The organism is Pseudomonas ceruminis (genome assembly GCF_021602025.1).
Lineage (GTDB): Bacteria > Pseudomonadota > Gammaproteobacteria > Pseudomonadales > Pseudomonadaceae > Aquipseudomonas > Aquipseudomonas ceruminis.
In genome coordinates this window covers 220933-244840 of the sequence record NZ_BQHW01000003.1, presented here as the reverse complement: position 1 = coordinate 244840, position 23908 = coordinate 220933, and the positions used below count along the sequence as shown (strand labels likewise).

Annotated in this window: 19 protein-coding genes; 7 read left to right on the top strand and 12 right to left on the bottom strand. The window is 62.7% G+C overall.

Annotated elements, in window-relative coordinates:
• Position 1: 1 nt before the first annotated feature.
• Positions 2-964: an ABC transporter substrate-binding protein gene (locus tag L6D80_RS05305; RefSeq protein WP_176512860.1), complete on the bottom strand. Its 963-nt coding sequence runs from the start codon at positions 962-964 to the stop codon at positions 2-4.
• Between the two features lie 106 nt (positions 965-1070).
• The gene (locus L6D80_RS05300) at positions 1071-2312 is read right to left on the bottom strand and encodes a flavin monoamine oxidase family protein (RefSeq protein WP_176512926.1); all 1242 of its coding nucleotides are present in this window, start codon (positions 2310-2312) and stop codon (positions 1071-1073) included.
• Positions 2313-2605: 293 nt separating this feature from the next.
• Here L6D80_RS05300 and L6D80_RS05295 point away from each other — a divergent pair, with 293 nt between their 5' ends.
• Positions 2606-3253 carry a GNAT family N-acetyltransferase gene (locus L6D80_RS05295; protein WP_223849217.1) on the top strand — a complete coding sequence of 216 codons (648 nt, stop codon included), beginning with the start codon at positions 2606-2608 and terminating at the stop codon, positions 3251-3253.
• A 291-nt stretch (positions 3254-3544) separates the two neighbouring features.
• On the opposite strand, the gene L6D80_RS05290 is transcribed toward L6D80_RS05295, so the two are convergent.
• The gene (locus L6D80_RS05290) at positions 3545-4213 is read right to left on the bottom strand and encodes a hypothetical protein (RefSeq protein WP_054902715.1); all 669 of its coding nucleotides are present in this window, start codon (positions 4211-4213) and stop codon (positions 3545-3547) included.
• A gap of 207 nt (positions 4214-4420) precedes the next feature.
• Between L6D80_RS05290 and L6D80_RS05285 the strand changes: the two genes are divergently transcribed.
• Entirely contained in the window at positions 4421-5134 is a 714-nt protein-coding gene (locus L6D80_RS05285; protein WP_176512859.1) for a tellurite resistance TerB family protein, read from the top strand.
• A gap of 27 nt (positions 5135-5161) precedes the next feature.
• Here L6D80_RS05285 and L6D80_RS05280 read toward each other — a convergent pair whose 3' ends face one another.
• On the bottom strand, positions 5162-5878 hold the full coding sequence (locus L6D80_RS05280) for a murein L,D-transpeptidase catalytic domain family protein (RefSeq protein ID WP_176512858.1): 717 nt from the start codon (positions 5876-5878) through the stop codon (positions 5162-5164).
• A gap of 83 nt (positions 5879-5961) precedes the next feature.
• The gene (locus L6D80_RS05275; protein WP_176512857.1) at positions 5962-6996 is read right to left on the bottom strand and encodes a L,D-transpeptidase; all 1035 of its coding nucleotides are present in this window, start codon (positions 6994-6996) and stop codon (positions 5962-5964) included.
• A gap of 286 nt (positions 6997-7282) precedes the next feature.
• Here L6D80_RS05275 and L6D80_RS05270 point away from each other — a divergent pair, with 286 nt between their 5' ends.
• The 3 genes from L6D80_RS05270 (at position 7283) to L6D80_RS05260 (ending at position 11034) form a co-directional block, all read left to right on the top strand.
• Positions 7283-8803, top strand: coding sequence for an NCS1 family nucleobase:cation symporter-1 (locus L6D80_RS05270; protein WP_176512856.1), 1521 nt, complete (start codon positions 7283-7285; stop codon positions 8801-8803).
• Positions 8804-9145: 342 nt separating this feature from the next.
• Positions 9146-9649, top strand: a complete 504-nt coding sequence (locus L6D80_RS05265; RefSeq protein ID WP_176512855.1) for a hypothetical protein — start codon at positions 9146-9148, stop codon at positions 9647-9649.
• Positions 9650-9807: 158 nt separating this feature from the next.
• On the top strand, positions 9808-11034 hold the full coding sequence (locus L6D80_RS05260; RefSeq protein WP_054902709.1) for an MFS transporter: 1227 nt from the start codon (positions 9808-9810) through the stop codon (positions 11032-11034).
• Positions 11035-11094: 60 nt separating this feature from the next.
• Here L6D80_RS05260 and L6D80_RS05255 read toward each other — a convergent pair whose 3' ends face one another.
• Positions 11095-12165: a sigma-54 interaction domain-containing protein gene (locus L6D80_RS05255; protein ID WP_176512854.1), complete on the bottom strand. Its 1071-nt coding sequence runs from the start codon at positions 12163-12165 to the stop codon at positions 11095-11097.
• Between the two features lie 330 nt (positions 12166-12495).
• Between L6D80_RS05255 and L6D80_RS05250 the strand changes: the two genes are divergently transcribed.
• Together L6D80_RS05250 and L6D80_RS05245 are read left to right on the top strand one after the other, a co-directional pair.
• On the top strand, positions 12496-14778 hold the full coding sequence (locus L6D80_RS05250) for a TonB-dependent receptor (protein ID WP_176512853.1): 2283 nt from the start codon (positions 12496-12498) through the stop codon (positions 14776-14778).
• A 9-nt stretch (positions 14779-14787) separates the two neighbouring features.
• Positions 14788-16362, top strand: a complete 1575-nt coding sequence (locus L6D80_RS05245) for an alkaline phosphatase D family protein (RefSeq protein WP_176512852.1) — start codon at positions 14788-14790, stop codon at positions 16360-16362.
• Positions 16363-16450: 88 nt separating this feature from the next.
• Here the strand turns inward: L6D80_RS05245 and L6D80_RS05240 are convergent, their stop codons facing one another.
• The 6 genes from L6D80_RS05240 to L6D80_RS05215 are packed head-to-tail and all read right to left on the bottom strand — an operon-like array spanning position 16451 to position 23599.
• Positions 16451-17314 carry an alpha/beta fold hydrolase gene (locus L6D80_RS05240; protein WP_176512851.1) on the bottom strand — a complete coding sequence of 288 codons (864 nt, stop codon included), beginning with the start codon at positions 17312-17314 and terminating at the stop codon, positions 16451-16453.
• Positions 17307-18530 carry an LLM class flavin-dependent oxidoreductase gene (locus L6D80_RS05235; protein ID WP_176512850.1) on the bottom strand — a complete coding sequence of 408 codons (1224 nt, stop codon included), beginning with the start codon at positions 18528-18530 and terminating at the stop codon, positions 17307-17309. The genes L6D80_RS05240 and L6D80_RS05235 overlap by 8 nt, the downstream gene beginning before the upstream one ends.
• Positions 18527-20164, bottom strand: a complete 1638-nt coding sequence (locus tag L6D80_RS05230; RefSeq protein ID WP_176512849.1) for a dipeptide ABC transporter ATP-binding protein — start codon at positions 20162-20164, stop codon at positions 18527-18529. Before L6D80_RS05230 ends, L6D80_RS05235 begins: the two co-directional genes overlap by 4 nt.
• Positions 20161-21009, bottom strand: coding sequence for an ABC transporter permease (locus L6D80_RS05225; RefSeq protein WP_054902703.1), 849 nt, complete (start codon positions 21007-21009; stop codon positions 20161-20163). The genes L6D80_RS05230 and L6D80_RS05225 overlap by 4 nt, the downstream gene beginning before the upstream one ends.
• Positions 21006-21998 carry an ABC transporter permease gene (locus tag L6D80_RS05220; protein WP_054902702.1) on the bottom strand — a complete coding sequence of 331 codons (993 nt, stop codon included), beginning with the start codon at positions 21996-21998 and terminating at the stop codon, positions 21006-21008. The genes L6D80_RS05225 and L6D80_RS05220 overlap by 4 nt, the downstream gene beginning before the upstream one ends.
• Positions 21995-23599 carry an ABC transporter substrate-binding protein gene (locus L6D80_RS05215; RefSeq protein ID WP_220462500.1) on the bottom strand — a complete coding sequence of 535 codons (1605 nt, stop codon included), beginning with the start codon at positions 23597-23599 and terminating at the stop codon, positions 21995-21997. Before L6D80_RS05215 ends, L6D80_RS05220 begins: the two co-directional genes overlap by 4 nt.
• Positions 23600-23908 lie beyond the last annotated feature (309 nt).

Below are 23908 nucleotides of genomic sequence, written 5' to 3'. Positions count from 1 at the left end.
ATCAATGTTGGGCCAACGCGCTGGTAGCGGGCACGGTAAAGCCAGTGGCAAAGGTGGGCGCCACGTCCAGGCGCTGATTCATCAGCCCGTGGGTGTGGTAGAAGTCGGCGGTGTCCTGCTGCTCGCTGATGGTCTTGGCATCGATGGCGTGCCAATGCAGCTGACGCCGCTCGAACTGCAGGCGGGCCGCGTCCTCGGGGAAGCCGATGATGGCGGCGAGGGTTTTCGAGTAGCCGTCCAGGTGCTGATAGGCCCAGACCTGGGCATTGCTCAGCCGTGCCAGGTAGTCCTGCAGCGCGGCGCGGCGCGCTGGGTCGTCCAGCGCCTTGTCGGTGGCAGCCAGGAAACTGTTACCGCTGGAAAGGCCACGACCATTGACCAGCACCCTGCCCTGCCCGCTCAGCTCAGCCAACGCGGTGTAGGGCTCCCAGGTGGACCAGGCATCCACCGAGCCATTGGCCAGGGCGATCTTGGCATCGACCGGGCCGAGGAAACGAAAGTCCACGTCCTTCTCCGACAGGCCGGCCTGGGCCAGCGCCTTCAGTGCCAGGTGATGGCCGATCGACCCCCGGCCGGTGGCAATGCGCTTGCCTTTGAGGTCGGCGGCACTGTGCAGCGCTGCATCGGGGCGTACCAGCAAGGCGGTGCCGTAGGGGTCGGACTTGTCCACGGCAATTGCCTTGACCGGCGCACCGGAGGCCAGCACGAACAGCAGCGGAGCGTCGCCGATGATACCGGCATCGATCGCACCGGCGTTGAGCGCTTCGGCCAACGGCGCAGCAGCCGGAAACTCCGCCCAGCGGATGTCGTAAGGCAGGTCGCGCAGGCCGTCGGCCGCCTCCAGCTGAGCACGCATGTTGCCCTTCTGGTCGCCTATGCGCAGGGTCAGGCGTTCGGCGGCGAACGCCTGGCTCGCCAGCAAGGTGGTGGCGATGACAATCAACAAACGGGACCGTATGGACATCCGCTGCTCCTGTTAAGTCCTTGGGGAGCAGCGAATGTAGCGGCATGTCAGAAATAAATAAAAGTGATTTTAGGAATAACCTAATATGCTTATTTAAGCAGCCAGACTACGCTCGGCGAGATCGCCAGCCGCAATGGTCTACGGCCCAGGCCCAAGCCTTCAAAGCGTCCCGCGCGGCCAACGCAATTTCTTCGTCACTGCGGCTGGCAAACTGGCGCTCCACAGCATCCGCTGCGATGAGCCCGACAACAGTGGGTTTGCCAACCGCATCCGTCAGGTCTAGCCATTCGATCCAGTTGGCTGGGGTGTCGTACCAGCGCAAATAACCCGTAGGCGAGCGCGGCCACCAGCGCTGATCGAACTGAAGTACGACCTTCTCGAGCTTGCCCAATCCAAGGTGAGCCAACGCCTCCTGCTGGCGCTGAGGCAGCTGCGGAACGAATTCCAGCAGTTTGAGTACACCCAGCGGTACGGTGCAGATGCAGAAGTCGCCCCGCTCTGCGTTGATACACAGCTCACTGCCTCTCCAGTCAATCTGCGCGACGGGCTGGCCCAAGCGAATATCTATGCCGTCGGCCAGATGCTCGATGAGCTGGCTGTATCCGCCGGGTAAGAAGTGATCATCATTGCCGACGCCTTCTTCATCCAGAGACGCCACCGAAAGCTCATCGAGCGCAAGACAGGCCTCGCTGATCAGGTTGGCATCGATGGCATACCTCGCTATCCGCGCCTGGTCAGGTTCCAAACCAGCCAAGTAGCGTGCTACACCTTCGGCCAGTGGGGTACTGCGCTCGACGCCTTGACGCAATGCCTGCCAAGCCTCGTCGATGCCATGGATCGGCCCATCACTGGCAGCGCAAAGCGGTTGACTGAAGTCGGTTGCCTCGACGCGACCCCCAAGACGCTCTGCCTCCCGGGCCAGGGCGTTGTCGGCGAACTGCTGCAACCAAGCTGCGCCGACGTCTACGGTCACTGAGCCCAGTTGCACGCTAAAGGTGCGGCCGCCGATGCGGTCCCGTGCTTCGATTACGGCACAATCGACACCGTGGGCGCGCAGATGACGGGCAGCTGCCAGACCGGCACATCCCGCACCGATAACTATGACCCGATGGGCGCCGTTTTGGGTCGCAAGGTCTGCCGCGCGAACGCCGTCATCCCAAGCACCGTGAGCCATTGCAGGCGCGTGCGGGTTACACGCCTCGCCAGCAATCACTAGCCGCCCACTGAGGCATTCACCCAACGCGCGGCGATGCTCCACGCTGCCGCCGGGCAGAAGAGCACTGTATGCGCCCCGACAGAAAGCATCCTGGCTCCAATGGGTAACGTGCCAGGCAGTAGGGCGATGCATAGAAGCGTCCGAGTCGGCACTTGGCTTGCTCATGAACGTAACCATCCTCTGTAGGGGCTGACCATGCTGGAGAGTGCCACACTAGATTTCATCCCTGTAGTTAGCAGATTCAAGTTTTTGACCTCTCTGGGATAGCGCTCATCGCCCTAGGCAAGCATTGCTCAACCCTGTCGGGCGAGCGCCGTGGCTGTTTGTCTACGGACACCGCCCCAGCAGTTTGCGCCGATGCGGCGCACGGGGGAGCCTTGCGGTTGGCCTTAAAGGCGCCAGTTTACCGTTGGATCCTCGCTGGCATGGCCCGTGCAATTATCGTACTGCATGCCACTTCAAGGTCTGATCTCATGGGTTACGTCCGGCCGTTAAACGAACTCCTTGTTCGCAAGCCCCTCAGCAGTGATGCCGCAGCCATCGCCACACTCCATGTCCGCAGCTGGCAAAGCGCCTACAACGGGCTATTGTCGGCACATTACCTGAACGCCCTGAGCGCCAGTGTCGAACGTCGTGTCGCATTCCTGACCCACGCGATCGAGGCTGGTAGTCCTTGCATTCGCGTAGCCGAATTGAATAGGCAGGTGGTTGGCTGGGTTTCCTTTGGTGCTAGCCGCGATGAGGATGCTGCTGCATCAACCGCCGAACTGATGGCGATCTACCTAGACCCGGCTTTCTGGGCGTGTGGCATTGGCACCGTGTTGTGGACAGAGGCACAGCAGGTTATGAGGGACGATGGTTATCAGCACGTCAGCGCCTGGGTGCTCGACGGCAACGAGCGCGCCAGGCACTTTTACACCAAGCGTGGCTTCACCCCAGAGGCTGGAAGCCAGCGTGTCATTGAAGAGAACAGTGAGCCGCTTGCGCTCACCCGTTTTGGCCGAACGCTCTTCACCCAATCGGATCACGCGAAGCTGGAACGCCGGGCAAATGATGGGCGGGCTTCAGACTAAATGATGCTAAGACAGCCTGGCTGTCAGCCACTGCTCTGGTAGGTCGTCGTTGTCGACGTAAGAGGCAGCGGGGGGTCCGGCCAGGATTGATATCAGCCGGTCGTGAACGTCAGCTCTCGACCCTGAGCTGCCCGTCGCAAAGGCTACTTTCGGCCAATAGTAGTCATTCGCCGTTATCAAATCCGACGCGATTCAGTTGCCCTGGCCACTCGAAATGCTGGTGTCAGGATGCAGCGCTCCGAAACCAGAAGCCCCGCTATCGCGGGGCTCAACACAAATGGAAGCACGAGATTAGAACGACTCGACTGGTTTCTTGACTTGCTGAACGAGCTTGTTTTTATCCAGTTTCGGGAAAGAAAACTTAATGATGATGCTGGATTCATCACCCTCGCCAGAGATGATCAAATCAGCGCCCCTGATGTTGGCGGGCGCTGAATTCATCAAACTATGGACGTTGGCGGCCCCCTGGGCGTCGGCCGGGGTGAGCCCTTCAACAAAGGAGTAGGTCAAATCGTTGGCGGTCAACGCAACACTCTCGTAGTTCGAGAGTTTGGCTGTGTATTCATCCTCGTTTTTTGATTTACGCGCGAGCTCAACGAGATCCAGCACGGATTTTCCGTCAGTCAGCGACACCAGAGTAAATGTTTTTGTAAGAGCGCCAATGGCGCGACCGTACAGGTCACGCTCATAGGGTGCAAATAGCGAAACCAACCTCAGTTTGTCACCACTGAAAACCAGGGCCGCTATGAACTTCTGATCCAGAAAATCCACATCGTCCAGGCATCGTGCGGTGACCCCTATTTCACTTGAACAATCGTAGTAGCCTGCTGCCTCGGTGTATTTGGCAATCGGTGTATCATAAGCATACTTTTTGAACAGGTTGTCTTCACCCATCGCATTCTGCATGCCGGTCAACATCCCAGTGGCGGCCAGCACTGCAGCAAGAGCTTTCTTTGACATGGATTCCCTTCTGAATGAGCATTGCGATTGATAGCCATATGCTATCAGTCGGGTATGCACCGCTCAATCCCGTCATGTCACTTGCCATTGGACCATGAAGACGCCCCACTGCCACAGCTCGCCTCTCGGCCAGACGGTCATGGCGATTGGCCTTGAGCGGGCTATCGTTGCTTGTCTGGACAACGACTACCGCCCGAGGGTGAGGCCATGAACACCAGCGATCTACTCGAACAGTTACTTCGGGCCGGACAGAGCTCGCAGGCGCAAAAAGGAAGCAGTGGCGTGTCACCGCAAGACGGCCTGGGCGGCTTGCTGGGCGGGCTGCTTGGCGGCGCAAAAGCAACGGGTGGCGGTGGTGGACTGGGTGGTCTACTGGGCAGCCTTTTGGGTGGTGGTGGCAGCAGCGTGGGCGGCACTACCCAGGCGCGCTCCGCTGGCGGGGCTAACTATGCGGCCTTGGCATCGTTGGGCATGATGGCGTTCCAGGCCTATCAACGCTGGCAGCGCAGCCAGGCAGCAGCACCGCAGCAGGCCTTGCACACAGTCGATCAGTTGTCCGGCGCACAGGCCGAGGGGCACAGCCATGCTGTCTTGCGCGCACTGATCGCGGCAGCCAAGGCTGACGGTCGCATCGACAAACAAGAAGAACTGCTGATCTACGCTGAAATCAAACGACAAACCAGCGACCCGCAACTCCAGCAATGGCTGGATGAAGAAGTCAGCAAGCCACTCAATGCTGCCGAGGTGGCACAGTCGGCCCAGGACCCGGCCATGGCCGCAGAAATGTACCTGGCCAGCGTGATGCTGGTGGATGACCAGCAGGCCGCAGAGCGGGCCTACCTTGACGAACTGGCCGTCGCACTGCAAATCGACCCGACGCTGCAGGTGCACCTGGAACAGCAGGCCAAGGGAACCGCCTGATCGAACTGAGGCCAGGGATCCAAGCCCTTATTTGCTGGCGATCGATTGATCCGCCAGCGGACAGCGTTGGGCATTGAGAAAGCGCGATGACTTCAGCCAATCCTGCTGCGGGTAATAGGCAAATACATAGCTCCCGCGTTGCAGCGTCTCGATCAGTTTGCCGGCAATCGCCGGCCGAACGGCAGGGCACCCCTGACTACGCCCCAGGCGACCGAGACCCGGAACGACCTTGGGGTCGGCATACGCTGCGGCATGCATGACAATCGCCCGCGACATGCTGTTGTCGTTGAACCCCGGCTCCAGCCCCTGCAGGCGAAGCGAGCGGCCGTGCTTACCGCTGTAGGTCTGCCCCGTCTCATACAGGCCGATGGAGGATTGGTAGCTGTTCGGCGCGTTGGAGAACGTGGTCGGCACATCAGCGCCGCTGTTCTTGCCATGGGCGACCCACTCTTCGAACAACAGCTTCCTGGCGCGCAGGTCGAACACCCACAGGCGTTTGTCACGCGAGGCCTTGGAATAATCGATCACCGTCAGCAACTTGGCCGCGTCGTTGTGGCTGGCACACGTATAGGCAGTCAGTGCCAGTGCCAAGGTCGACAGGCTGGCATTGGGTGCCAACTGCTGCAGCTCGGCGGCGCTAGGCAGCGGTTGTGCGTGGGCGGTATGCCACGCGGTCAGGAAAAACAGGCCAATACTGGCCACAGAGAGCCGGACGGCGCCCCGCAATGGTTTGAACATCGACATGGATTACCCTTCTGAACCAGTCTTTTCTTGCCTTCTTTGCAGCCAAAAGCGGCTACTTTGCTTGATTTGTTCAGAATTGCCGATCACTTCTTGACCAATGGTTTAACGTCTTCACTGCCTTCGGTGCTGATCACCGTGAATTTTCCTTCGCTGCGGGTATCGCGGGTAGACGCCCAATCGGTGATCACCAGCATCGTGCCGACGTCCATCGCCGCGCGCAAATGACGGCGGAACTCAGGGTTGATGTTCAGTTGCCCCAATTGTTCATAGGGGGTATTGCCGTATTCCGGGTTGCTCAGGCCCACCACCGACCAACGCAAGGGTAGCCCGCCTTCGAGTGCAAGGGTGGATGGCTTTTGCAGCAGCGAATACACCGCCATTCCACTGCGGTGCTGGCTGCTTTCGAGCGAAAGTGCCGGCGCCGAGCCAATCATCTGGCCACCGCGGAACACATAGGCACGCCTGTCGGCGCGGCTGATCAGGATCGACAGTGGCCCTGCCGCCGGGTCTGGATCGTTCCAGAACTGCTGGTTGTTCAACACCAGCGGGCCTTGAGCCTTGCCATCGCTGACAGTAGGCGCCAGTACGCCGGGGTGGTAGACCTCCACCGGTGCACTGTGGGTATCGGAAACGATGACTGTGGTCGAACTGAAACCGGTGACCTCATACAGCTTCCTGGCAAAATCCAGCGGCAGGCGAACGCAACCATGCGAGGCAGGGTAGCCCGGCAGATAACCAGCGTGCAGGGCAATGCCGTCCCATGTCAGGCGCTCCATGTAGGGCATCGGTGCGCTGTTGTAGAGGCTGGATTTATGCTCGACCTTCTTCTGCAGAATGCTGAATACCCCGGTAGGGGTCTCCCGGCCTGCCTTACCGCTGCTTACAGTGCTGACGCCGATGGCAATGCCATTGCGATAGACGTAGGCACGTTGCTCGGTGAGGCTGACCACTACGGTCACCGGCCCCACGGGCGAGACCTGCGGGTACCAGAGAAACTGGCCAGGCTTGAGCGTTTCAAGCTGGCTTCTGAGTGCGGCCGGGGTAGGCACCTGCAGTGGAGCGGCGTCGACCAAGGCGGTGGCAAGTAATAGACCCAGTCCGAGCGGTACATGCAACATCGAATAGCCCCTCATAGAACCCTGGCGCCAGATTAGTCGCAAGGTTCCCCGCAAAGCCACCCATTCAACCCATCGCCCCCAATGTGATGGAACAAGAAAGCGCCCCCACCTGGCGCGAGTGGTAACAGCCTTGCACGAAAATGTGCACAAAATTCCCACATCCAAGCCCGTAGAAGCGCTGTAGATAGGCCCGTACAACCGCGGATTAGCGGAAAAGACCAATTGGTACGAATCTTGTTTGTATACAACTCCAACAACAAAAGTACACAACCATCTTGGAGTCCCGATGGCGTCGATTTCACGTTCCGAGGTAGGTCAGCTTGATGCTCTGCCCGCCGATACAGCCGGGCCCAGTCAGTTGGTCTTGAGCCCGCGACTCTATAGTGCCGACCTTGCGCCGACCCGCGCGGCCAACCGCACCTGGGGGCGCTACAGCCTGTTTGCGCTGTGGACCAACGATGTGCATAACATCGCCAACTACTCCTTTGCCATCGGCCTGTTCGCGCTGGGCATGAGCGGCGCGCAGATCCTCGCCGCCTTCGCGCTCGGCGCACTGGTGATCTATGGCCTGATGAACCTGTCCGGCTACATGGGTCAGAAAACCGGCCTGCCCTACCCGGTCATGTGCCGGATCAGCTTCGGTATCCATGGTGCCCAGATACCGGCACTGATCCGCGCGGTGATCGCCATCGCCTGGTTCGGTATTCAGACCTACCTCGCCTCGGTGGTGCTGCGTGTCCTGCTCACCGCCATCGCTCCGGAACTCAGGGCCTACGACCAGAATTCGATCCTCGGCCTGTCGACACTGGGCTGGATCACCTTCCTCGGCATCTGGTGCGTGCAGGTAGCGATCTTTGCCTACGGCATGGAGATGGTGCGCCGCTACGAGTCCTTCGCCGGGCCGATCATCCTGGTCGCCTTCGCCGGCCTGGCAGGCTGGATGTACTGGCGCAGTGGCCTGTCGATTGCCTGGTCCAGCGGCAACGCGCCGACCGGCACCACGATGTGGCTGAAGGTGCTCGGTGCCGCCGCGTTGTGGGTGTCACTGTATGGCACCATGATCCTTAACTTCTGCGACTTCACCCGTAACTGCCCGGACCGGCGTACCATCAGCGTGGGCAATTTCTGGGGCCTGCCGGTGAACATGCTTGGCTTCGCGCTGATTGCCGTGGTGCTTGCCGGTGCCCAGTTCAGCATCGACGGCAAGCTGGTGCAGGGCCCAACCGAAATCGTCGCCGCCATCCCGAACACCGCCGGCCTGGTGCTGGCCTGCCTGGCCTTCCTGATCGTCACCGTGGCGGTGAACATCATGGCCAACTTCGTCGCCCCGGCCTACGTGCTCACCAACCTGGCTCCGAAGCTGCTGAACTTCCGCCGCGCAGGCCTGCTCAGCGCCTGTATAGCGGTGGTGATCCTGCCTTGGCACCTGTACAACAGCCCATCCGTGATCGTGTATTTCCTCGGTGGCCTGGGCGCCCTGCTCGGCCCGCTGTACGGCATCATCGTCACCGACTATTACCTGATACGCCGCAGCCGGGTGAACCTGCCGCAGCTGTATAGCGAAAGCACCGAAGCCGCCTATCACTACAGCGGCGGGGTCAACCTGCGCGCGGTAGCAGCGTTCATCCCGGCTTCGCTGATCGCCATCGTGTTGGCGCTGGTCCCAGCGTTCGATACGCTGTCGCAGTTCTCCTGGTTCTTCGGGGCAGGTCTGGGCGGGCTGATCCATTACGCCATCGCCGATCGCAGCCTCAAGCACGCGCAAGTGTGCGGCGAAAGCATCGCGGTAGATAGCGCGCAGCACTGACCCGGCCCGGAAGCAGTAGCAAGGTTCTACGCGCTCTCGGCACGTTGAACCTTGCAGCCACCCTGGGCGAGCCCGCCCCAACAGCGCCTGCTGACTCAATTCAAATCAAATTTCCCCTCTTTTTTGTGAGTGCGCCCGTCCTCAACCCAGGGACGCGTCATTTGTGAAACTATTTTCATCGGAACTGAATCGAACTAAACGCTACCGTCAATGCCATTAAATTTGTAGGCCGCTATTCCACCTCCGACCGACCAGCCGCTGTGAAGTCATCGGACAGAATTCTCGGCCCCATGGGGTATCACCGATAACGTCAGGTTAAGGGCTGACAGACAGGGAGGTTCCATGAAGCAGCGGACTACCGAACAATGGAAAGGATTAAGCAACCTTCCAGCCTTGCTCAACGAGCTACCTGTACTGGTCGAGGAACTAGGGTTTCGCTATTACAGCTTCAGCTTTGTCAGCCCGGATCACGAGGTCAACTCAGGGAACCTGCAACCAGGCGGCCAAACGCTCATCCAGACGGTACTCGACAGCTGCCCTGCCCGTCACCAACGGCCAGCCCTCCCTATACCGTGGAACGCTGACTTGTTCTGCACCACACCACAGTTGTGGGCCCAAGCACAGACCCTTGGTTTATGCCATGGGTGGATACAGCCCACGTACCTCGGGGCCACTCACAGCAGCCTGACGCTGCTTCGACCGTACGACCGTATCTCCTTAGCAGAATGCTATGCAAAAACGGCAGCAGTGATGTGGCTGGCCGAACGATTGCACCTGGCCGCCACCCAGGCAGAAACGTCGCTCACCAGCACTCATGACACGTGCGCACACAGTCGCAAAGCGTGACGCAGACGCTCTACTGAGGGCCCCTCATCGATCACGCTGATGATTACTATCGAGCAGCCCGCCTGTTGGGTGATCAAAACCGTCTTTTATAATCCTCCTTGATTTTTCCCCGCTCCCGCGCCTGCTACAGGCGACATACCCCCTTGGAACCCAGCACCATGCCAAGCGACAGCCAGGCCCCTAGCGGCCTTCCCGAACATCATCAACAGAGCGTCAAACAGCAGTGGTTGGCGATTCTCTCGGTCTCCGTGGGTGCCTTTGCCTTGGTGACCAGTGAGTTTCTCCCGGTGGGCGTACTCAACGACGTCGCCAGCGACCTCGGGATCAGCGCAGGCCATGCCGGCTTGATGGTGACCCTGCCCGGCATCATGGCCGCCCTCGCTGCCCCCTTGCTGTCGGTGGGCATTGGTGCCCTGGACCGTCGCTACCTGCTTATCGGCCTGACGCTGATCATGATCATCGCCAACGCGGTGGTGGCCTACGCCAGCGACTTCAACCTGCTGCTGTTCGGCCGCGTGCTGCTGGGCGTGAGCATCGGTGGGTTCTGGGCTACGGCCATTGCCCTCAGTGGCCGCCTGGCGCCCAAGGGGGTAGGCGTGGCGCAGGCCACCTCGATCATCATGGTGGGCGTAACCCTGGCCACCGTGCTGGGTGTGCCCGTCGGCACCTGGCTCAGTGGCTTGCTGGGCTGGCGCATGACCTTCCTGGTAACCGCGCTGGTGGGCGTACCGGTGCTGCTGGCGCAGATCCTCCTGCTGCCGCGGCTCAACCCAGACAAGGCCATACGCATCAGTGACCTGCCGGCACTGTTCATCAACCCACAAGCTCGGGTTGGCTTGATCGCTGTATTGCTGATCGGCCTGGCGCATTTTGCCGCGTACACCTACGTGGCGCCCTTCTTCAAACAGAATGCGGGCTTCGATGGGCCGACCATTGGCTCCTTGCTGTTGCTGTATGGCGTGGCGGGCGTAGTGGGGAATATCTTCGCCGGTTTCGCCGCCAACCGAAGCGTACGGCACACCTTGCTGCTGGTGGCGGTGTTGATCGCTATCAGCACCGCGCTGTTCCCCTACTTTGCCACCAGCCTGACGGGCGCAGCGATGCTGATCGCACTGTGGGGCTTCGCCTTCGGGGCGTTCCCGGCCTGCGCCAGTATCTGGATGTTTGTTGTAGCGCCCAAGGATGTCGAACGCGGCATGCCACTGTTCGTCGCCATGTTCCAGGTGATTATCGCCTTGGGCTCGTTCTTCGGCGGGCAGATCGTTGACCAACTGGGGAGCTCGGTGCTGCTGAGTCTGGCCACGGCCCTGGTGGGTTGCGGTTTCGTGACAGTGCTGGTGCTCGGGCGCAACGTCAGCAACCGCTTGGCGGCTCAAGCCTGCTGAGTGCTCCAACGCGGCGCGCAGCCAGGTTAGCCCGGTGCGCGCCGTCGACGGGTGCTGGCATCAGTTGCGGCCCTTGAGCATCCCATGGTTGACCAGCAACGTACGCATGGCATTGCGGGTAATCCCAAGCAGTTGCGCCGTACGTAATTGGTTGAAACTGCAATGGGCAAACGCCTCGCGCACGATCAGGTCTTCGATGTCGTGCAGCAGCGAATCCCCGGGCGTTTCGAACAGGCGCAGCAACTGCTCGCGGATCTCCTCCTGGGGCAGCTTCAGCGCCCCGGACGGTCCCGTCTGCGAGGTGCTCAGCCCGGCGGAGAATTTCAGGTGCTTGGGAAGGATGGGTTTGTCGCCCGCCACCAACAACGCCAGGTGCACCACGTTCTCCAGTTCGCGGATGTTGCCCGGCCATGGGTAATCCACAAGCGCCTGCGCGGCAGACTCTGAAAGCATGGGCGGGTTGATTTTCAGACGCGCGCTGTAAAACGCGCGAAAGTGCTCCACCAGTGGCAGCACGTCCAGCGGCCGCTCGCGCAGCGGCAACACCTCAACCGGTGCGACATTGATCCGGTAGAACAGGTCGAGGCGGAAATTGCCTGCCTCCACGGCCTGTTCCAGGTTGACGTTGGTGGCGCTGACCAAGCGGATATCGATTTTCACCGGCTTGCGCGAACCGACCCTCACCACTTCCTGCTCCTGCAACACCCGCAGCAGTTTCACCTGCAAGGGCAACGGCAGATCGCCGATCTCGTCGAGGAACAGCGTACCGCCGTCAGCCTCCTCGAACCAGCCGACACGCCGGCCGACCGCCCCAGAGAAAGCACCGGCCTCATGGCCGAAGAACTCACTCTCGGCGAGGTTCTCGCTGATGGCACCGCAGTTGACCGCCACAAAAGCACCCTGGCGGCCACTGGCGGCGTGGATGTAGCGGGCGACAAGCTCCTTGCCGGTGCCGGTTTCGCCGTTGATCAGCACCGGCGCGTCGCTCGGGCCGACCCGTTGCAGGTATTCCAGCAACTGGCGCGAGCGTGGATCGGCGAAAACCAGCGCCTTGGCGCGGATCGACAACGGGTCCTTCTCACCTTGGGGCAAGGTCAGAATGGGGTTCGGCTGTCCCAGAGAACCGCTCATGGCAAGTACATCCCGGTGTAAGCATAAGGTGGGTGGGCTTGTACTCTACTGGCGCTTGCTTATAGCCAGAAATATTAAAAAAGCATTAGAACATAACCACTTGAACGCCCCTGCTGATTCCGCAACAACCTGCGCCAGACACTGTTGCGAATCAAACGCCAGCCTTGCCTGCGGTGCATGAACAAACACCAGAATGCTTTCAAAATCATGACAAAACGATGATGGCATAGCGCTTGCTTTTGCGTCGTCTGCTTACTCTTCACAGAGCGGCCCTTACGCGAAACGGCCACGGCGTCGATTTCGCATCGCATTTTTCAAGGGATACCCGCCATGCCAACACAACGCATCAACCACCCCCTGCTTGCGCTAGGGCGTCGACCGCTGCTGCTCGCCAGTGCGCCGCTGCTGTCACTGCTCACCACAGACGTATTCGCCGAGCAAGGCGAGACCAAGCCCACCACCGCCTTGGCGCCAGTGACGGTGACCGCTCAGCGCCAGGAGGAGTCTGCCCAGGACATCGGTATCGCCCTGACCGCGCTGAGCGGCCAGGACCTGCAGGACAAAGGCGTCACCGGCGTCAACCAGTTGCAGAACTATGTGCCTAACCTGGACATCGCCCCGCAATACGGCAGCGGCAACCCGCTGTTCCGTATCCGCGGTGTCGGCCTGAAGGACTACGGCAGCAACAACACCTCTACCGTCGGCGTCTACCTCGACCAGGTGGCGCTGCCCTACCCGATCCAGACCCAAGGCCAGCTCTTCGACCTGGAACGGGTAGAAGTGCTGCGCGGCCCGCAGGGGACCTTGTATGGGCGCAACAGCACGGCGGGCGCGATCAACTTCATCACCAACAAGCCGACCCGCGAGCTACACGGCGGGTTGACCGGCAACTACGGCTCGTACCATGCCAGCAACCTCGAGGGCTTCATCTCCGGGCCCTTCAGCGACACCCTGCGCGGGCGCCTGGCGTTCATCACTGAACAGGGCGGCGCCTGGCAGGACAACCGCGTCACCGGGCAAAGCCTGGGCGACAAGGACACCACATCGCTGCGCGGGCAACTGGACTGGGACGCCAGCGACAACATCAATTTCAACCTCTCTGTACACGGCGGCCAGGACAAGTCAGACAGCCGCGGCTCGTACCTCTACCAAGGGCTCAAACCCAACGCGACCTACGGCTCGCGCTACGCGCCCATCGCCCCGGAAAACAACGGCAAGCATACCGGCTGGGGCCTGACCCCAGGCTTCGCCGGGCTGACCGGGCTGTCGGTGAAGGACAAACCACACCGCGACAACGACAGCACCGGCCTGGCCCTTACCGGCACCTTCGACCTCGACGATCACCTGACCGTCACCAGCATCACTTCCTCGGACCGGTTCCGTCGCCGCGAGTACATCGACTGGGATGCCTCCGAAATCCCACAGTCAGACGAGTTCTTCGATTCGCAGATCGAGGTGTTCTCCCAGGAACTGCGCCTGGCTTCCCACGACAACGAACGCTTCAACTGGCAGACCGGCCTGTACTTTGCCAAAGACCGTCTGGATGAGGCGTTCTACTCCGACTTCAGCGTCAACCTTGGCTACGGGACTTTCACCTCCTACCAGCAGCGCTCACGCACCTATGGCGCCTTCGCCCAGGGCGACTACCGACTGACCGAGGACCTCAAGCTGATCGTCGGCCTGCGCCAAGAGAAAGAGACCCGCGAGCTGAACGACTTCAGCACCCGCCGCATTCTGGTCAGCAACGGCGACTACAGCCTGGGCCCAAGCACCTTCCCCGCTGCCGACAGCGACCTGGACAGCCACTCCACGTCCTGGAAGCTGGGGCTGGAATACCAGTTGACGCCTTCGACACTGCTGTATTCCACAGTCAGCCGTGGCATCAAGTCCGGAGGTTTCACGGCCTACAACTCCACCTACGTCGAGCAGATCGCGCCGGTCAAACCGGAGAAACTGCTGGCCTACGAGGTGGGCTTCAAAAGCGACCTGAGCAACACCCTCAGACTGAACGCGGCGGCCTTCTACTACGACTACCGCGACCAGCAATACCAGTCGCAGGTATGGATCAGCCCGCAGGTGGGCAACGTCGGCCGCCTGGTGAACGTTCCCAAGTCGAAGATCTACGGCTACGAACTCGAACTGCAGTGGGAGCCCCTCGCGGGCCTGACCATCGGCCAGTACTTCGGCACCAAGAAAGGCAAGTACATCGACTACCAGGGGCTCAACAGCAGTGCCACCCGCGCAGTCAACTTCGCCTACCCCGTGTACACCGACTTTTCAGGTTCGAGCCTGACCAACTTCCCGGAAACCAGCTACGGCGGGCAGGTGGAATATGTCTGGGAGGTACCGGGTTTCATCCTCAGCGCGCAAAGCGACTATTCCTACCACGACAGCATCGCCGGCAGTAATGGCACCACCACCGAAGCCTATTGGCTGGCCAATGCGCGGCTTGGCTTGAAGCCGGTGAACGGTAATTGGTCGGTGGCGTTGTGGGCACGCAACCTGTTCGACAAACAATACGACCTGTACCACGGCTCGTTCCTCTCCAACGCGCAGATGGCCACCCCCGGTGACCCGCGCACCGTCGGCATCCAGGCCGGCTACAGCTTCTGAGGAGTCTCCATGAGCCATCATCTGCACCGTCGGCAGGCCCTGCGCCTGCTGGCCGGCGCCGCTGCGGCGCCCTTGCTGCTGCGTTATGGCCGTGCCCTGGCCGGCGTGGCCACGCCTTTCAGCCAGGGGGTCGCCAGTGGCGACCCATGGCCTGACGGTTTCGTCATCTGGACACGGCTCAGCGAAGGGCTGCCCTACCCTGGCAATGAGCAGGCGCTACCCTCGAGCATCACCGTGGACTGGCAAGTCGCGGCGGACCCGGACTTTCGCCGCATCGCCCAGCGCGGCCGCACCCACGCCCTGGCAGTCAACGGCCACGCCGTACAGGTGGAACTACGCGGGCTGGCCCCCGACCGCGAGTACTGGTACCGCTTTATCGCCCTGGGCGAGCTGGGGCCGACAGGCCGCACGCGCACCTTGCCGGCGCCGGGGGCGCCCGCCGACCGCTTGCGCATCGGCGTCGCCTCCTGCGCGCACTACGAGCGCGGCCTGTTCAGCGCCTACCGACACATGGCCGAGGAGCGTCCAGACCTGGTGCTGTTTCTCGGTGACTACATCTACGAGTACAGCAACGCGCCGGGCACACCAGGGCTGGCCCGTTCGTACAACGCCCCGCAAGCCACCGACCTGGCCGGCTATCGCTACCGCTATGCCCTGCACCGTACCGATCCGGACCTGCAAGCACTGCACGCCGCCGCACCATGGATCGCCACCTGGGACGACCACGAAGTGCAGGACGACTACTCCGGCGTCTACTCCAAAGACCCGGCCATCGACGCGGCACGCTTCCGGCAACGCCGCGCCGCGGCCTACCAGGCGTTCCTGGAAAACATGCCGCTGCGCCGCCCGCCCATGGGCAGCAATGGCAGCCCGCTGATCTACCGCCGCTTTGCCTGGGGTGACCTGGCCAGCCTGCCGGTGCTCGACGGCCGCCAGTACCGCTCGAAGCAGCCTTGCTACCAGGCGCCGAACTTCGGCAAGGGCCACATGGAAGTGCAAAGCTGCGTCGACCTTGCCGACCCCAGGCGTACCTTGCTCGGCTTCGAGCAGGAGCGCTGGCTGTATGACAAGCTCAAGCGCAGCGAAGCACGCTGGAACCTGCTGGCGCAAAACCTGCTGGTCGCCCCCTTGCGGGCGCAACGGCCAGACGGGGGCGAAGCGCGGTACTGGACCGACACCTGGGACGGCTACCAGGCAGCCCGCGGCCGCCTGATCGACAACCTGCGTGACAGCCGCGCGGCCAACCCAGTGGTGCTCAGCGGAGACTATCACTCGTTCTGGGCCAACCACCTGCACGAGCACCCGCAAGACCCGCAATCGCGCCTGGTCGCGGCGGAATTCGTCGGCACCTCCATCACCTCCAATGGCCCCAGCTACGAGGCGATTCAGTCGATCCTGCCGGCCAACCCTCAGATCCGCTTCTACGACAGCCGACCACGTGGGTACCTGTCGCTGGACCTGAACCGGGAACGGTTGGAGGTGAAGATGCAGGCGATTTCGGACCGGATGGACCCTAACGCCACGGTTTCGACGCTGAAGCGGTTTGTAGTGGAGGCTGGAAGCCCACAAGTGCAAGAGGCCTGAGGCCTTGCCGACGGCCGCAGGCCAGGTGCTTGTGGGTTTACCCGCGATGGCGGCCAATCACCCCGCCATCGTGGGTAAACCGTTTTGCTCAGGAACGGCGCAGAAGCTGGGGAGCCCCCGAGTGACCAACCTGCAACTGCGCCAGCAGCCGGTTGAACGCCGCCAACACCTCATCCGGTCGTTCCAGCATCAACTGGTGCCCGCAACGCGCCAGCACCTGGAACTGCGCCGTGGGTAATTGCCGGGCCAACGCCTCGCCGCCGCTGGCCGGGGTCAGGCCATCGCGATCACCGGCCAGCACCGAGACGGGCAGGTCCAGCCCCGCCAACGCCGCCGCGTCCGGCCATTGCGCATGGCCGACCAGGGCCTTGAACACATACAGCGGATTGTTCTGCGTCAGCGCTTGTTCATAGTCCACCAGCGCTGGATCGGCCTCCGGGTGCCAGGCCAACGCGCGAAAGCCTCGGGACAACCGCGGCCTGAGCAACTCCAGCACCCACACAGGCAGGTTCAACAACCCCTTGCGCTTGAGCGGCCGGTGCAACTGGCTGCCCAGCAACAAGGCCGCGTCGACGTTGACCGCAGGGCCAGACAACAAGGCACTCAGGGCCAGGCCAGTACCGAAGGAATGGGCAACGATGATGTTGCGTTCACCGCCATAGCGACGCAGTATTTCCAGCTCGTCGGCCACCAGTTCATCCCAGGCATACGCATGCGCATCGCGCGGCTTGTCGCTTGCGCCATGGCCAAGCAGGTCCCAGGCCACCAGGGTGTGGCCCTGTTCGCCCAGGTCTCGCCACAGTTCACGCCACTGGTCCTTGTTACCGCCACCCCCGTGGCCGAAAAACACCACGGTGTCCCCACCCGGCTGGTGAGCCACGCTCAGGCGTCGGCCCGGGCGGACCTCCAGCAGTTCGCCGCGAACCCGCGGCAGGTTGGAAAAATCAGCCATGGGCTACTCGCTCCTCTTGAAAACCGGGATGGGCGGGCCGGGAAAGGCCCAGATGATCACGCAGGGTTCGTCCCTGATAGCCACGCCGGAACAGGCCGCGCCGTTGCAACACAGGCACCACCTTGTCGACGAAGTCTTCAAGCCCGCCGGGCAGGAACGCAGGCATCACGTTGAAGCCATCCGCCGCGCCCTCGACGAACCACTGCTCAAGCCGGTCAGCGACCTGCGCGGCATCACCCACCACGACGAGATGCCCGCGGGCCGCCGCCATGCGCAGGTACAGCTGGCGAATGCTCAAACCTTCCCGGCGGGCCACGTTGATCAGCAAGTCGCGGCGGCTGACCCCGGCGTTGGTCAGCGGCAGGTCAGGCAACGGTCCGTCGAGCGGGTAGGCGCCCAGGTCAGTGCCACCGGCAATATCCGCCAGCAGCGACAGGCCGACCTGCGGCTGTACCAGCGCCTGCAATTGCTCGAACAGCGCCTGCGCCTGCTCCACGCTGTCGGCCACGACGGGCAACACACCCGGCATGATCTTCAGGTCGTCAGGGTCACGCCCGTATCGGGGCATGAGGCCCTTCAGTTGGCGATAGAATTGCTGCGCCCCGGCCAGTTCGGGCTGGGCGGTGAACACCACTTCCGCCTGGGCCGCTGCCAGCTCGCAACCGGCCTTGGACGCGCCCGCCAGGACCTGCACCGGCGCCACGCCGCTTTGCGCCCAGCGGGCACGTACACGGTCCAGAAAGGCGGCCGCCCTTACATAGCGCTGGGCGTGTTCCGGATGCGCCTGGCAACCGAAATTGAAGGCCTCCTCGACATTGCTCGAGGTCACCAGGTTCCAGCCACTGCGCCCGCCACTCAAGCGTTCCAGCGACTTGAAGGCGTGGGCCAGGGTATCGACGCTGTTGTACGAGGTGGTCACCGTCGCCACCAACCCTATGCGCCTGGTCACTGCTGCCAGCCCGGCGAGCAGGGTCAGCGGTTCGAAATGCTCGGTACGCGACATCCGGCTCACCGCCTCCAGACTGCCCGGCAGCATCGCCAGGGTGTCGGACAGAAACAGCGCATCGAAACAACCCCGTTCCGCGGTCTGCGCCAGCCGTCGGTAATGCACGAAATCCAGCCCGCCATCGGCCTGCGCCTGGGGGTGCCGCCAGCCGGCGACGTGGTGCCCGGTGGCCATGAGAAACGCGTTCAGGCTCATCATGCCGCGGCTCATGGCAGCACCTCCACCGCCACAGGCGGCACAGGCGGCACAGGGTTGCCGGTGAAGCCGCTGAGCAGGCTGCGGGTGTACGGATGCACCGGCCGACTGAGCACAGCCGCCGCCTCACCCTGCTCCACCACGTGGCCGTGGTGCATCACCGCGATGCGATCACACAGCCGCGCCGCTACCCGCAGATCGTGCGTGATGAAGACGATGCTCAGCTTCAGGCGACGCTGCAGCGACTCCAGCAATTCGAGGATCTGCACCTGGATCAGCGCATCCAGCGCCGATACGCATTCATCGGCGATCAGAATCTTCGGCGCTACGGCCAAGGCCCGGGCTATGCCGATGCGCTGGCGCTGGCCGCCGGAAAACTCGTGGGGAAAACGTGCCAGCGCGGTGACAGGCAGGCCGACCAGCGCCAGCACCTCCCGCGCACGCTGCATGGCCTGCTCGCGGCTCATGCCACGTGCCAGCGGCCCGGTCATCAGCAGTGCGTCGACACGCTGGCGTGGGTTCAGCGAGGCAAAAGGGTCCTGGAAGATCATCTGCACATCGCCGCGCAGACCGCGCAGGCGGGACTGGGACAGCCCGGACACTTCACGGCCCAGCCACTCGATGCTGCCGCTGTCCACCGTTAGCAGCCGAACCAGCGCACGCCCCAGGGTGGACTTGCCTGAACCGGACTCACCGACGATGCCCAGGGTCTCGCCCTCGGCCAGTTGCAGGTCCACCCGCTCCAGCGCCTGTGTGGTGCGCTGTTGCCACAGGCCGACGCGACGGCTGAAAGACTTGTGCAGCGCTCGGGCCTGCAACACCGGGGCAGCGCCGCTCAGGGCGGGGCGTGGATGCAGGGCGCGGGCGCTGACCGCCGCGATCAACCGACGGGTATAGGCTTCGCGGGGCGCCTGCAGCACCTGTGCAGCGCCGCCCTGCTCCACCACCTGGCCTTTCTCCAGCACCAGCACGCGGTCGGCAATGGCCTGCACCACGGCGAAGTCGTGGGTAATGAACAACATGGCCATGCCCTTTTCCCGCTGGATGCGCCGCAGCAGCGCCAGAATCTGCGCCTGGGTGGTGACGTCCAGCGCGGACGTGGGTTCGTCGGCGATCAGCAACGCCGGATCGAAGGCCAGCGCCATGGCGATCACCACCCGCTGGCGCTGGCCCCCGGAGAGCTCGAACGGCAAGCAATGGCGCAGCCGCTCCGGGTCCGGCAGGCCCACGTAGCCGAGCAGCTCAATGATCCGCCGCCGGCGCGTGGCGTTGTCCCTCACCCCATGGGCGCGCAAGGTCTCATCGATCTGACGGCCCACACTGAGCAGCGGATTGAGCGCGCTCATCGGCTCCTGGAAGACCATGCTGATATCCCGCCCGCGCAATTGGCGCATGGATTCCTCATCGTGGTCGGCCAGGTCGACGCCGCGATAGAGGATGCGGCCGCCTTCGATACGCGGGCCGGCGGGCAGCAGGCGCAGCAGCGCCTTGGCCAACATGGACTTGCCCGAGCCGGACTCGCCCACCACGCAGAGGCACTCGCCCGGCGCCAGGTGCAGCGACAGGTCATGCAGCGCATGGCTGCGGTCGGCCGCTGCTGGCAGCGCGATGCGCAGGTGTTCGATGCTCAACAGGGTCGGTGAGCTCATAGGGCATCTCCTGGTCGACGGGCCGGCTCGAAGGCCACCCGCAGGCCCTCGCCGACGCGGTTGACCGCCAGCACGCAAAACAGAATTGCCAGGCCGGGCAGCAGGCTCATCCACCAGGCCTCCCGCAACAGCCCACGGGAGGTATTGATCATGGAGCCCCAGCTCATGGCCTCGGGGTCGCCGAGGCCGAGAAACGCCAGGGCCGCTTCGGTGAGGATGGCTGTAGCCATGACGAAGGTCAGGGTCACCAGCAGCGGCGCCACGGCATTGGGCAAGATCTGCTGGAAGACAATGGCCAGTGGCGACTGCCCCAATACCCGCGCTGCCTGCACGAATTCGCGCTGGCGCAGGCTGAGGAATTCAGCACGTACCAGCCGCGCCACCGCAGGCCAGGCGACCAGCGAAATGGCCAGGACGATGGACCCCAGCGACGGTTCGAGGATGGCCACCAGGATCACCGCCAGTACCAGTTGCGGAATGATCTGAAAGAACTCGGCAAGGCGCATCAGCACCCCATCCAGCCAGCCGCCGAAGTACCCGGCGACAGCCCCCACCAACAGGCCCACCAGCAAGGTTGCAAGGCTAGTCAGCGCAGCGACGGCCAGCGAGACCCGGGCGCCATACAGCAGGCCGCTGTACAGATCGCGCCCCAGCAGATCGGTGCCAAGCCAGTGCCCAGGCGCTTGCAGCGGGCCAAGCATCGGCTGTGCAGCCATTTCCCAGGGCGAACTCGACGTGATCCAAGGTGCGGCCAGGGCCAGTGCACTCAACAGCAGCAGCCACAGCGCGCCGACCACCGCCGAGCGCTGGGCCAGAAAACGCAGCCAGAATGAAGACGCGGTCATGGCTGTTGTCCTCCAACACCAATGCGTGGATCCAGGACCCGACAGGCCAAGTCGGTCAGCAGGTTGAAACCTACTACCAGCACCGAAATCAGCAAGAAACCACCCATCAGCACCCCATAGTCGCGTTGCGCGAGGGCGTCGTACATCAACCGGCCAATGCCGGGCCAGGAATAGACCACCTCCACCAGCAACGCACCACTGGCCAGTTGACCCAGCTGCAGGCCGGCGAACGTCACCACCGGCAACAAGGCATTGCGCAGCACATGGCCAAACAGGATGCGCCCTGGGCGCAGGCCCTTGGCCCGCGCGGTGTAGACGTATTCCTGGGTCAGCGCTTCCAGCGTTGCGGCGCGGGTCAGGTGGATGTACAGGGCCAGGAACAGAAAGCTCAAGGACAAACACGGCAGCACCAGATGGCGCAGCCGATCTGCCAGCCACGCACCACCGTGCAGCTCGCGAGCGACGGTTTCCATGCCGAAGGCCGGCAGCCAGTCGAGGTTCACCGAGAACAGTAGAATCAACAGCATGGCCAGCCAGAACGTCGGTACCGCATAGAGCACCAGCGCCCCTTGGGATATCACCCCATCCAGCCAATGCCGACGTTGCCGCGCACGTGCGGCAATCACCCCCAGCGTCACACCCAGCAACGACGACACCACGAATGCCGAGCCCATCAGGCTCAGGGTGGCGGGCAGCCGCTCGGCCAGCAAGGCCCATACGCTGGTCTGGTTGCGGTAGGAATAGCCAAGGTCCAGATGCGCCACGTGGCCAAGGTAGATCAACAGTTGCTGGAACAGCGGTTTGTCCAGGCCCATGGTGCGGCGCAGGTTGTCGATGAAGGCAGGGTCATCCACCCCGGCCTCCCCTGCCATCAGCAACGCCGGATCGCCCGGCGCCAGGTGAATCAGCAGGAAACTGAGCACCAGCACACCCAGCACCATCAAACCGGCGCGGCACAGCCGCCCACCCAGGAACAGCACCGCGTTCATGGTGCGGGGGCGTCGAGGTAGACGCTCTCGTAATCTTCATTGAGGCTGGTGGCAGTGCGCAGCAGGTTCTTGACCTGTGCGTGGTACAACGTCGGGTAGCGCATCTCGAAGATCGGCGCGATCGGCAGGTCGTCGTTCAGCAGGTTTTCCAGCTGGCTGTAGCGCTTCTGCCGTTCCGGGCCTTCGGCGGTATCGGCGACCTGGTTCCACAAGCGATCGACCTCAGGGTTGTTGTAGCCACTGACGTTGGCGAAGGGCGAGGTCTTGAGGATGTAGTCGGAGCGGTAAAGGTAGGCGGTGGTCAGGTAGGGGTCGCCGATCTGGAAGATGAAGTTGTAGGTCAGGTCAAAATCCCAGTCACTGACCCGCTGGAACCAGGTCGCCGCGTCCGAGGTGATGACCTGGACCTTGAAGCCCAGCGGTTGCAGGGCCTGCTTGGTGTACTCGGCCAACCGTTCCCAGGCGCCGCCTTTTTCACCGTTGAGCAAACGGATGCGCACGGCTCCCACGTCCACACCGGATTCGGCGATCAGCGCCTTGGCTTTCTTCAGGTCATAGCTGTACTGCGGCAAATTCGGATCGTGATACGGCGAACTGGACACGAACGGCCCCTGTGACACTCGCCCCGAGCCAAAGAAGATGTTGTCGACGATGAACTGGCGGTTCAGCGCGGTGAGGATCGCCTGGCGCACCTTGGGGTTGTCCAGTGGCGGTTTGCGGGTATTGATCTGCAGGAAGGCCAACCCGGAATACAGCTCATAGCCCTGCTCCGAGGCCACCACCCCTGGCAGTGCGCTGAGGCGCTTGAGGTCTGCGTAGTCGGCGTCGCCGGCGCGCAGCACCTGCACGTCGTTGCGCTCGAAGGCCGCGGCGCGGGAGGAGCCGTCGGGAATCACATGGAAGATCACACCATCGAGGTGCGGCAGGCCCTTTTTCCAATAGTTGGGGTTTTTCGCCAGCTTGATGAACGCACCGCGCTTCCACTCCTGAAACACGAACGGCCCGGTGCCCACCGGCTTCAGGTTGTAGGGATTGGCGCGAAAATCGGTGCCTTCGTAGAGGTGGCGAGGCACGATCGGGCGCAGTCCGCTGCCCAGCGACGACAGCAGGGGCGCGAAGGGCTGCCGCAGGTGGAAGGTCACTTGCAGCGGTTTGCTCGAATCGATGGAGGCGACGAACTGCTCGAAGATCGAGCCGAGGCGCTTGTCCACCTCCGGATAGAACGTCTGGAAGGTGAACAGCACATCCTGCTCAGTGAAAGGTTTGCCGTCGTGCCAGGTCACGCCGGGTTGCAGATCGAAGGTGTAGGTCAGGCCGTCCGGCGACACGCTCCAGCTTTTCGCCAGCACCGGTTGTGGCTTGAGATCGGTGTCGAAGGTCAGCAGGCCTTGCAGTACCTTGCCGCTGACGTACTGGGTGGCCACATGGGTGACCACCCCGTGCATCAGCGAGGGCGGCTCGGGCTGAGCGATCAGGCTGAGCACACCGCCGTCCTTCGGCTCGGCATAGGCGTGGGTGCCGAACAGCGCGGCACAGGTGAGCACGGCGAGCCCCAGCCGTTTCAGAGCGTGACGCGGGTGGCGATGAAGATGACCGGGCATGGTGACTCCTTGGCAATGGTCCAGCGGGGCCCGCAGGCCCCTTTGCCGGTGATTTTGCAAGCGCTATGCCACTGCCTTGGGCCACCGCAAATACGGGCTCCAGCAGCCAGGCAGCGCAGGGCCGCTGGTGAAAAAGCCACAGCCGGACACACCGAGTGTGGAAAAAGCAGCAGCGCCGCGCAGGCCTTTTGGCCTGTTTCGCGGCCTGGGCGGCGCTGGCACAGGCTTTGCTCCTGGATCTGCCTGCGGGGATTGCCCGCGCCCATGCGGCCCTGCCGCACACCGACCCCATCAAACGCCATCTTTGGT

Bases quoted from the DNA above. Each gene is read 5' to 3' on its own strand.
- L6D80_RS05280 (WP_176512858.1), bottom strand. From the start codon at position 5,878: ATGTCGATGTTCAAACCATTGCGGGGCGCCGTCCGGCTCTCTGTGGCC.
- L6D80_RS05285 (WP_176512859.1), top strand. From the start codon at position 4,421: ATGAACACCAGCGATCTACTCGAACAGTTACTTCGGGCCGGACAGAGC.
- L6D80_RS05270 (WP_176512856.1), top strand. From the start codon at position 7,283: ATGGCGTCGATTTCACGTTCCGAGGTAGGTCAGCTTGATGCTCTGCCC.
- L6D80_RS05305 (WP_176512860.1), bottom strand. From the start codon at position 964: ATGTCCATACGGTCCCGTTTGTTGATTGTCATCGCCACCACCTTGCTG.
- L6D80_RS05295 (WP_223849217.1), top strand. From the start codon at position 2,606: ATGGCCCGTGCAATTATCGTACTGCATGCCACTTCAAGGTCTGATCTC.
- L6D80_RS05290 (WP_054902715.1), bottom strand. From the start codon at position 4,213: ATGTCAAAGAAAGCTCTTGCTGCAGTGCTGGCCGCCACTGGGATGTTG.
- L6D80_RS05215 (WP_220462500.1), bottom strand. From the start codon at position 23,599: ATGCCCGGTCATCTTCATCGCCACCCGCGTCACGCTCTGAAACGGCTG.
- L6D80_RS05300 (WP_176512926.1), bottom strand. From the start codon at position 2,312: ATGCATCGCCCTACTGCCTGGCACGTTACCCATTGGAGCCAGGATGCT.
- L6D80_RS05245 (WP_176512852.1), top strand. From the start codon at position 14,788: ATGAGCCATCATCTGCACCGTCGGCAGGCCCTGCGCCTGCTGGCCGGC.
- L6D80_RS05220 (WP_054902702.1), bottom strand. From the start codon at position 21,998: ATGAACGCGGTGCTGTTCCTGGGTGGGCGGCTGTGCCGCGCCGGTTTG.
- L6D80_RS05255 (WP_176512854.1), bottom strand. From the start codon at position 12,165: ATGAGCGGTTCTCTGGGACAGCCGAACCCCATTCTGACCTTGCCCCAA.
- L6D80_RS05250 (WP_176512853.1), top strand. From the start codon at position 12,496: ATGCCAACACAACGCATCAACCACCCCCTGCTTGCGCTAGGGCGTCGA.
- L6D80_RS05225 (WP_054902703.1), bottom strand. From the start codon at position 21,009: ATGACCGCGTCTTCATTCTGGCTGCGTTTTCTGGCCCAGCGCTCGGCG.
- L6D80_RS05235 (WP_176512850.1), bottom strand. From the start codon at position 18,530: ATGAGCCGCGGCATGATGAGCCTGAACGCGTTTCTCATGGCCACCGGG.
- L6D80_RS05260 (WP_054902709.1), top strand. From the start codon at position 9,808: ATGCCAAGCGACAGCCAGGCCCCTAGCGGCCTTCCCGAACATCATCAA.
- L6D80_RS05275 (WP_176512857.1), bottom strand. From the start codon at position 6,996: ATGTTGCATGTACCGCTCGGACTGGGTCTATTACTTGCCACCGCCTTG.
- L6D80_RS05265 (WP_176512855.1), top strand. From the start codon at position 9,146: ATGAAGCAGCGGACTACCGAACAATGGAAAGGATTAAGCAACCTTCCA.
- L6D80_RS05240 (WP_176512851.1), bottom strand. From the start codon at position 17,314: ATGGCTGATTTTTCCAACCTGCCGCGGGTTCGCGGCGAACTGCTGGAG.
- L6D80_RS05230 (WP_176512849.1), bottom strand. From the start codon at position 20,164: ATGAGCTCACCGACCCTGTTGAGCATCGAACACCTGCGCATCGCGCTG.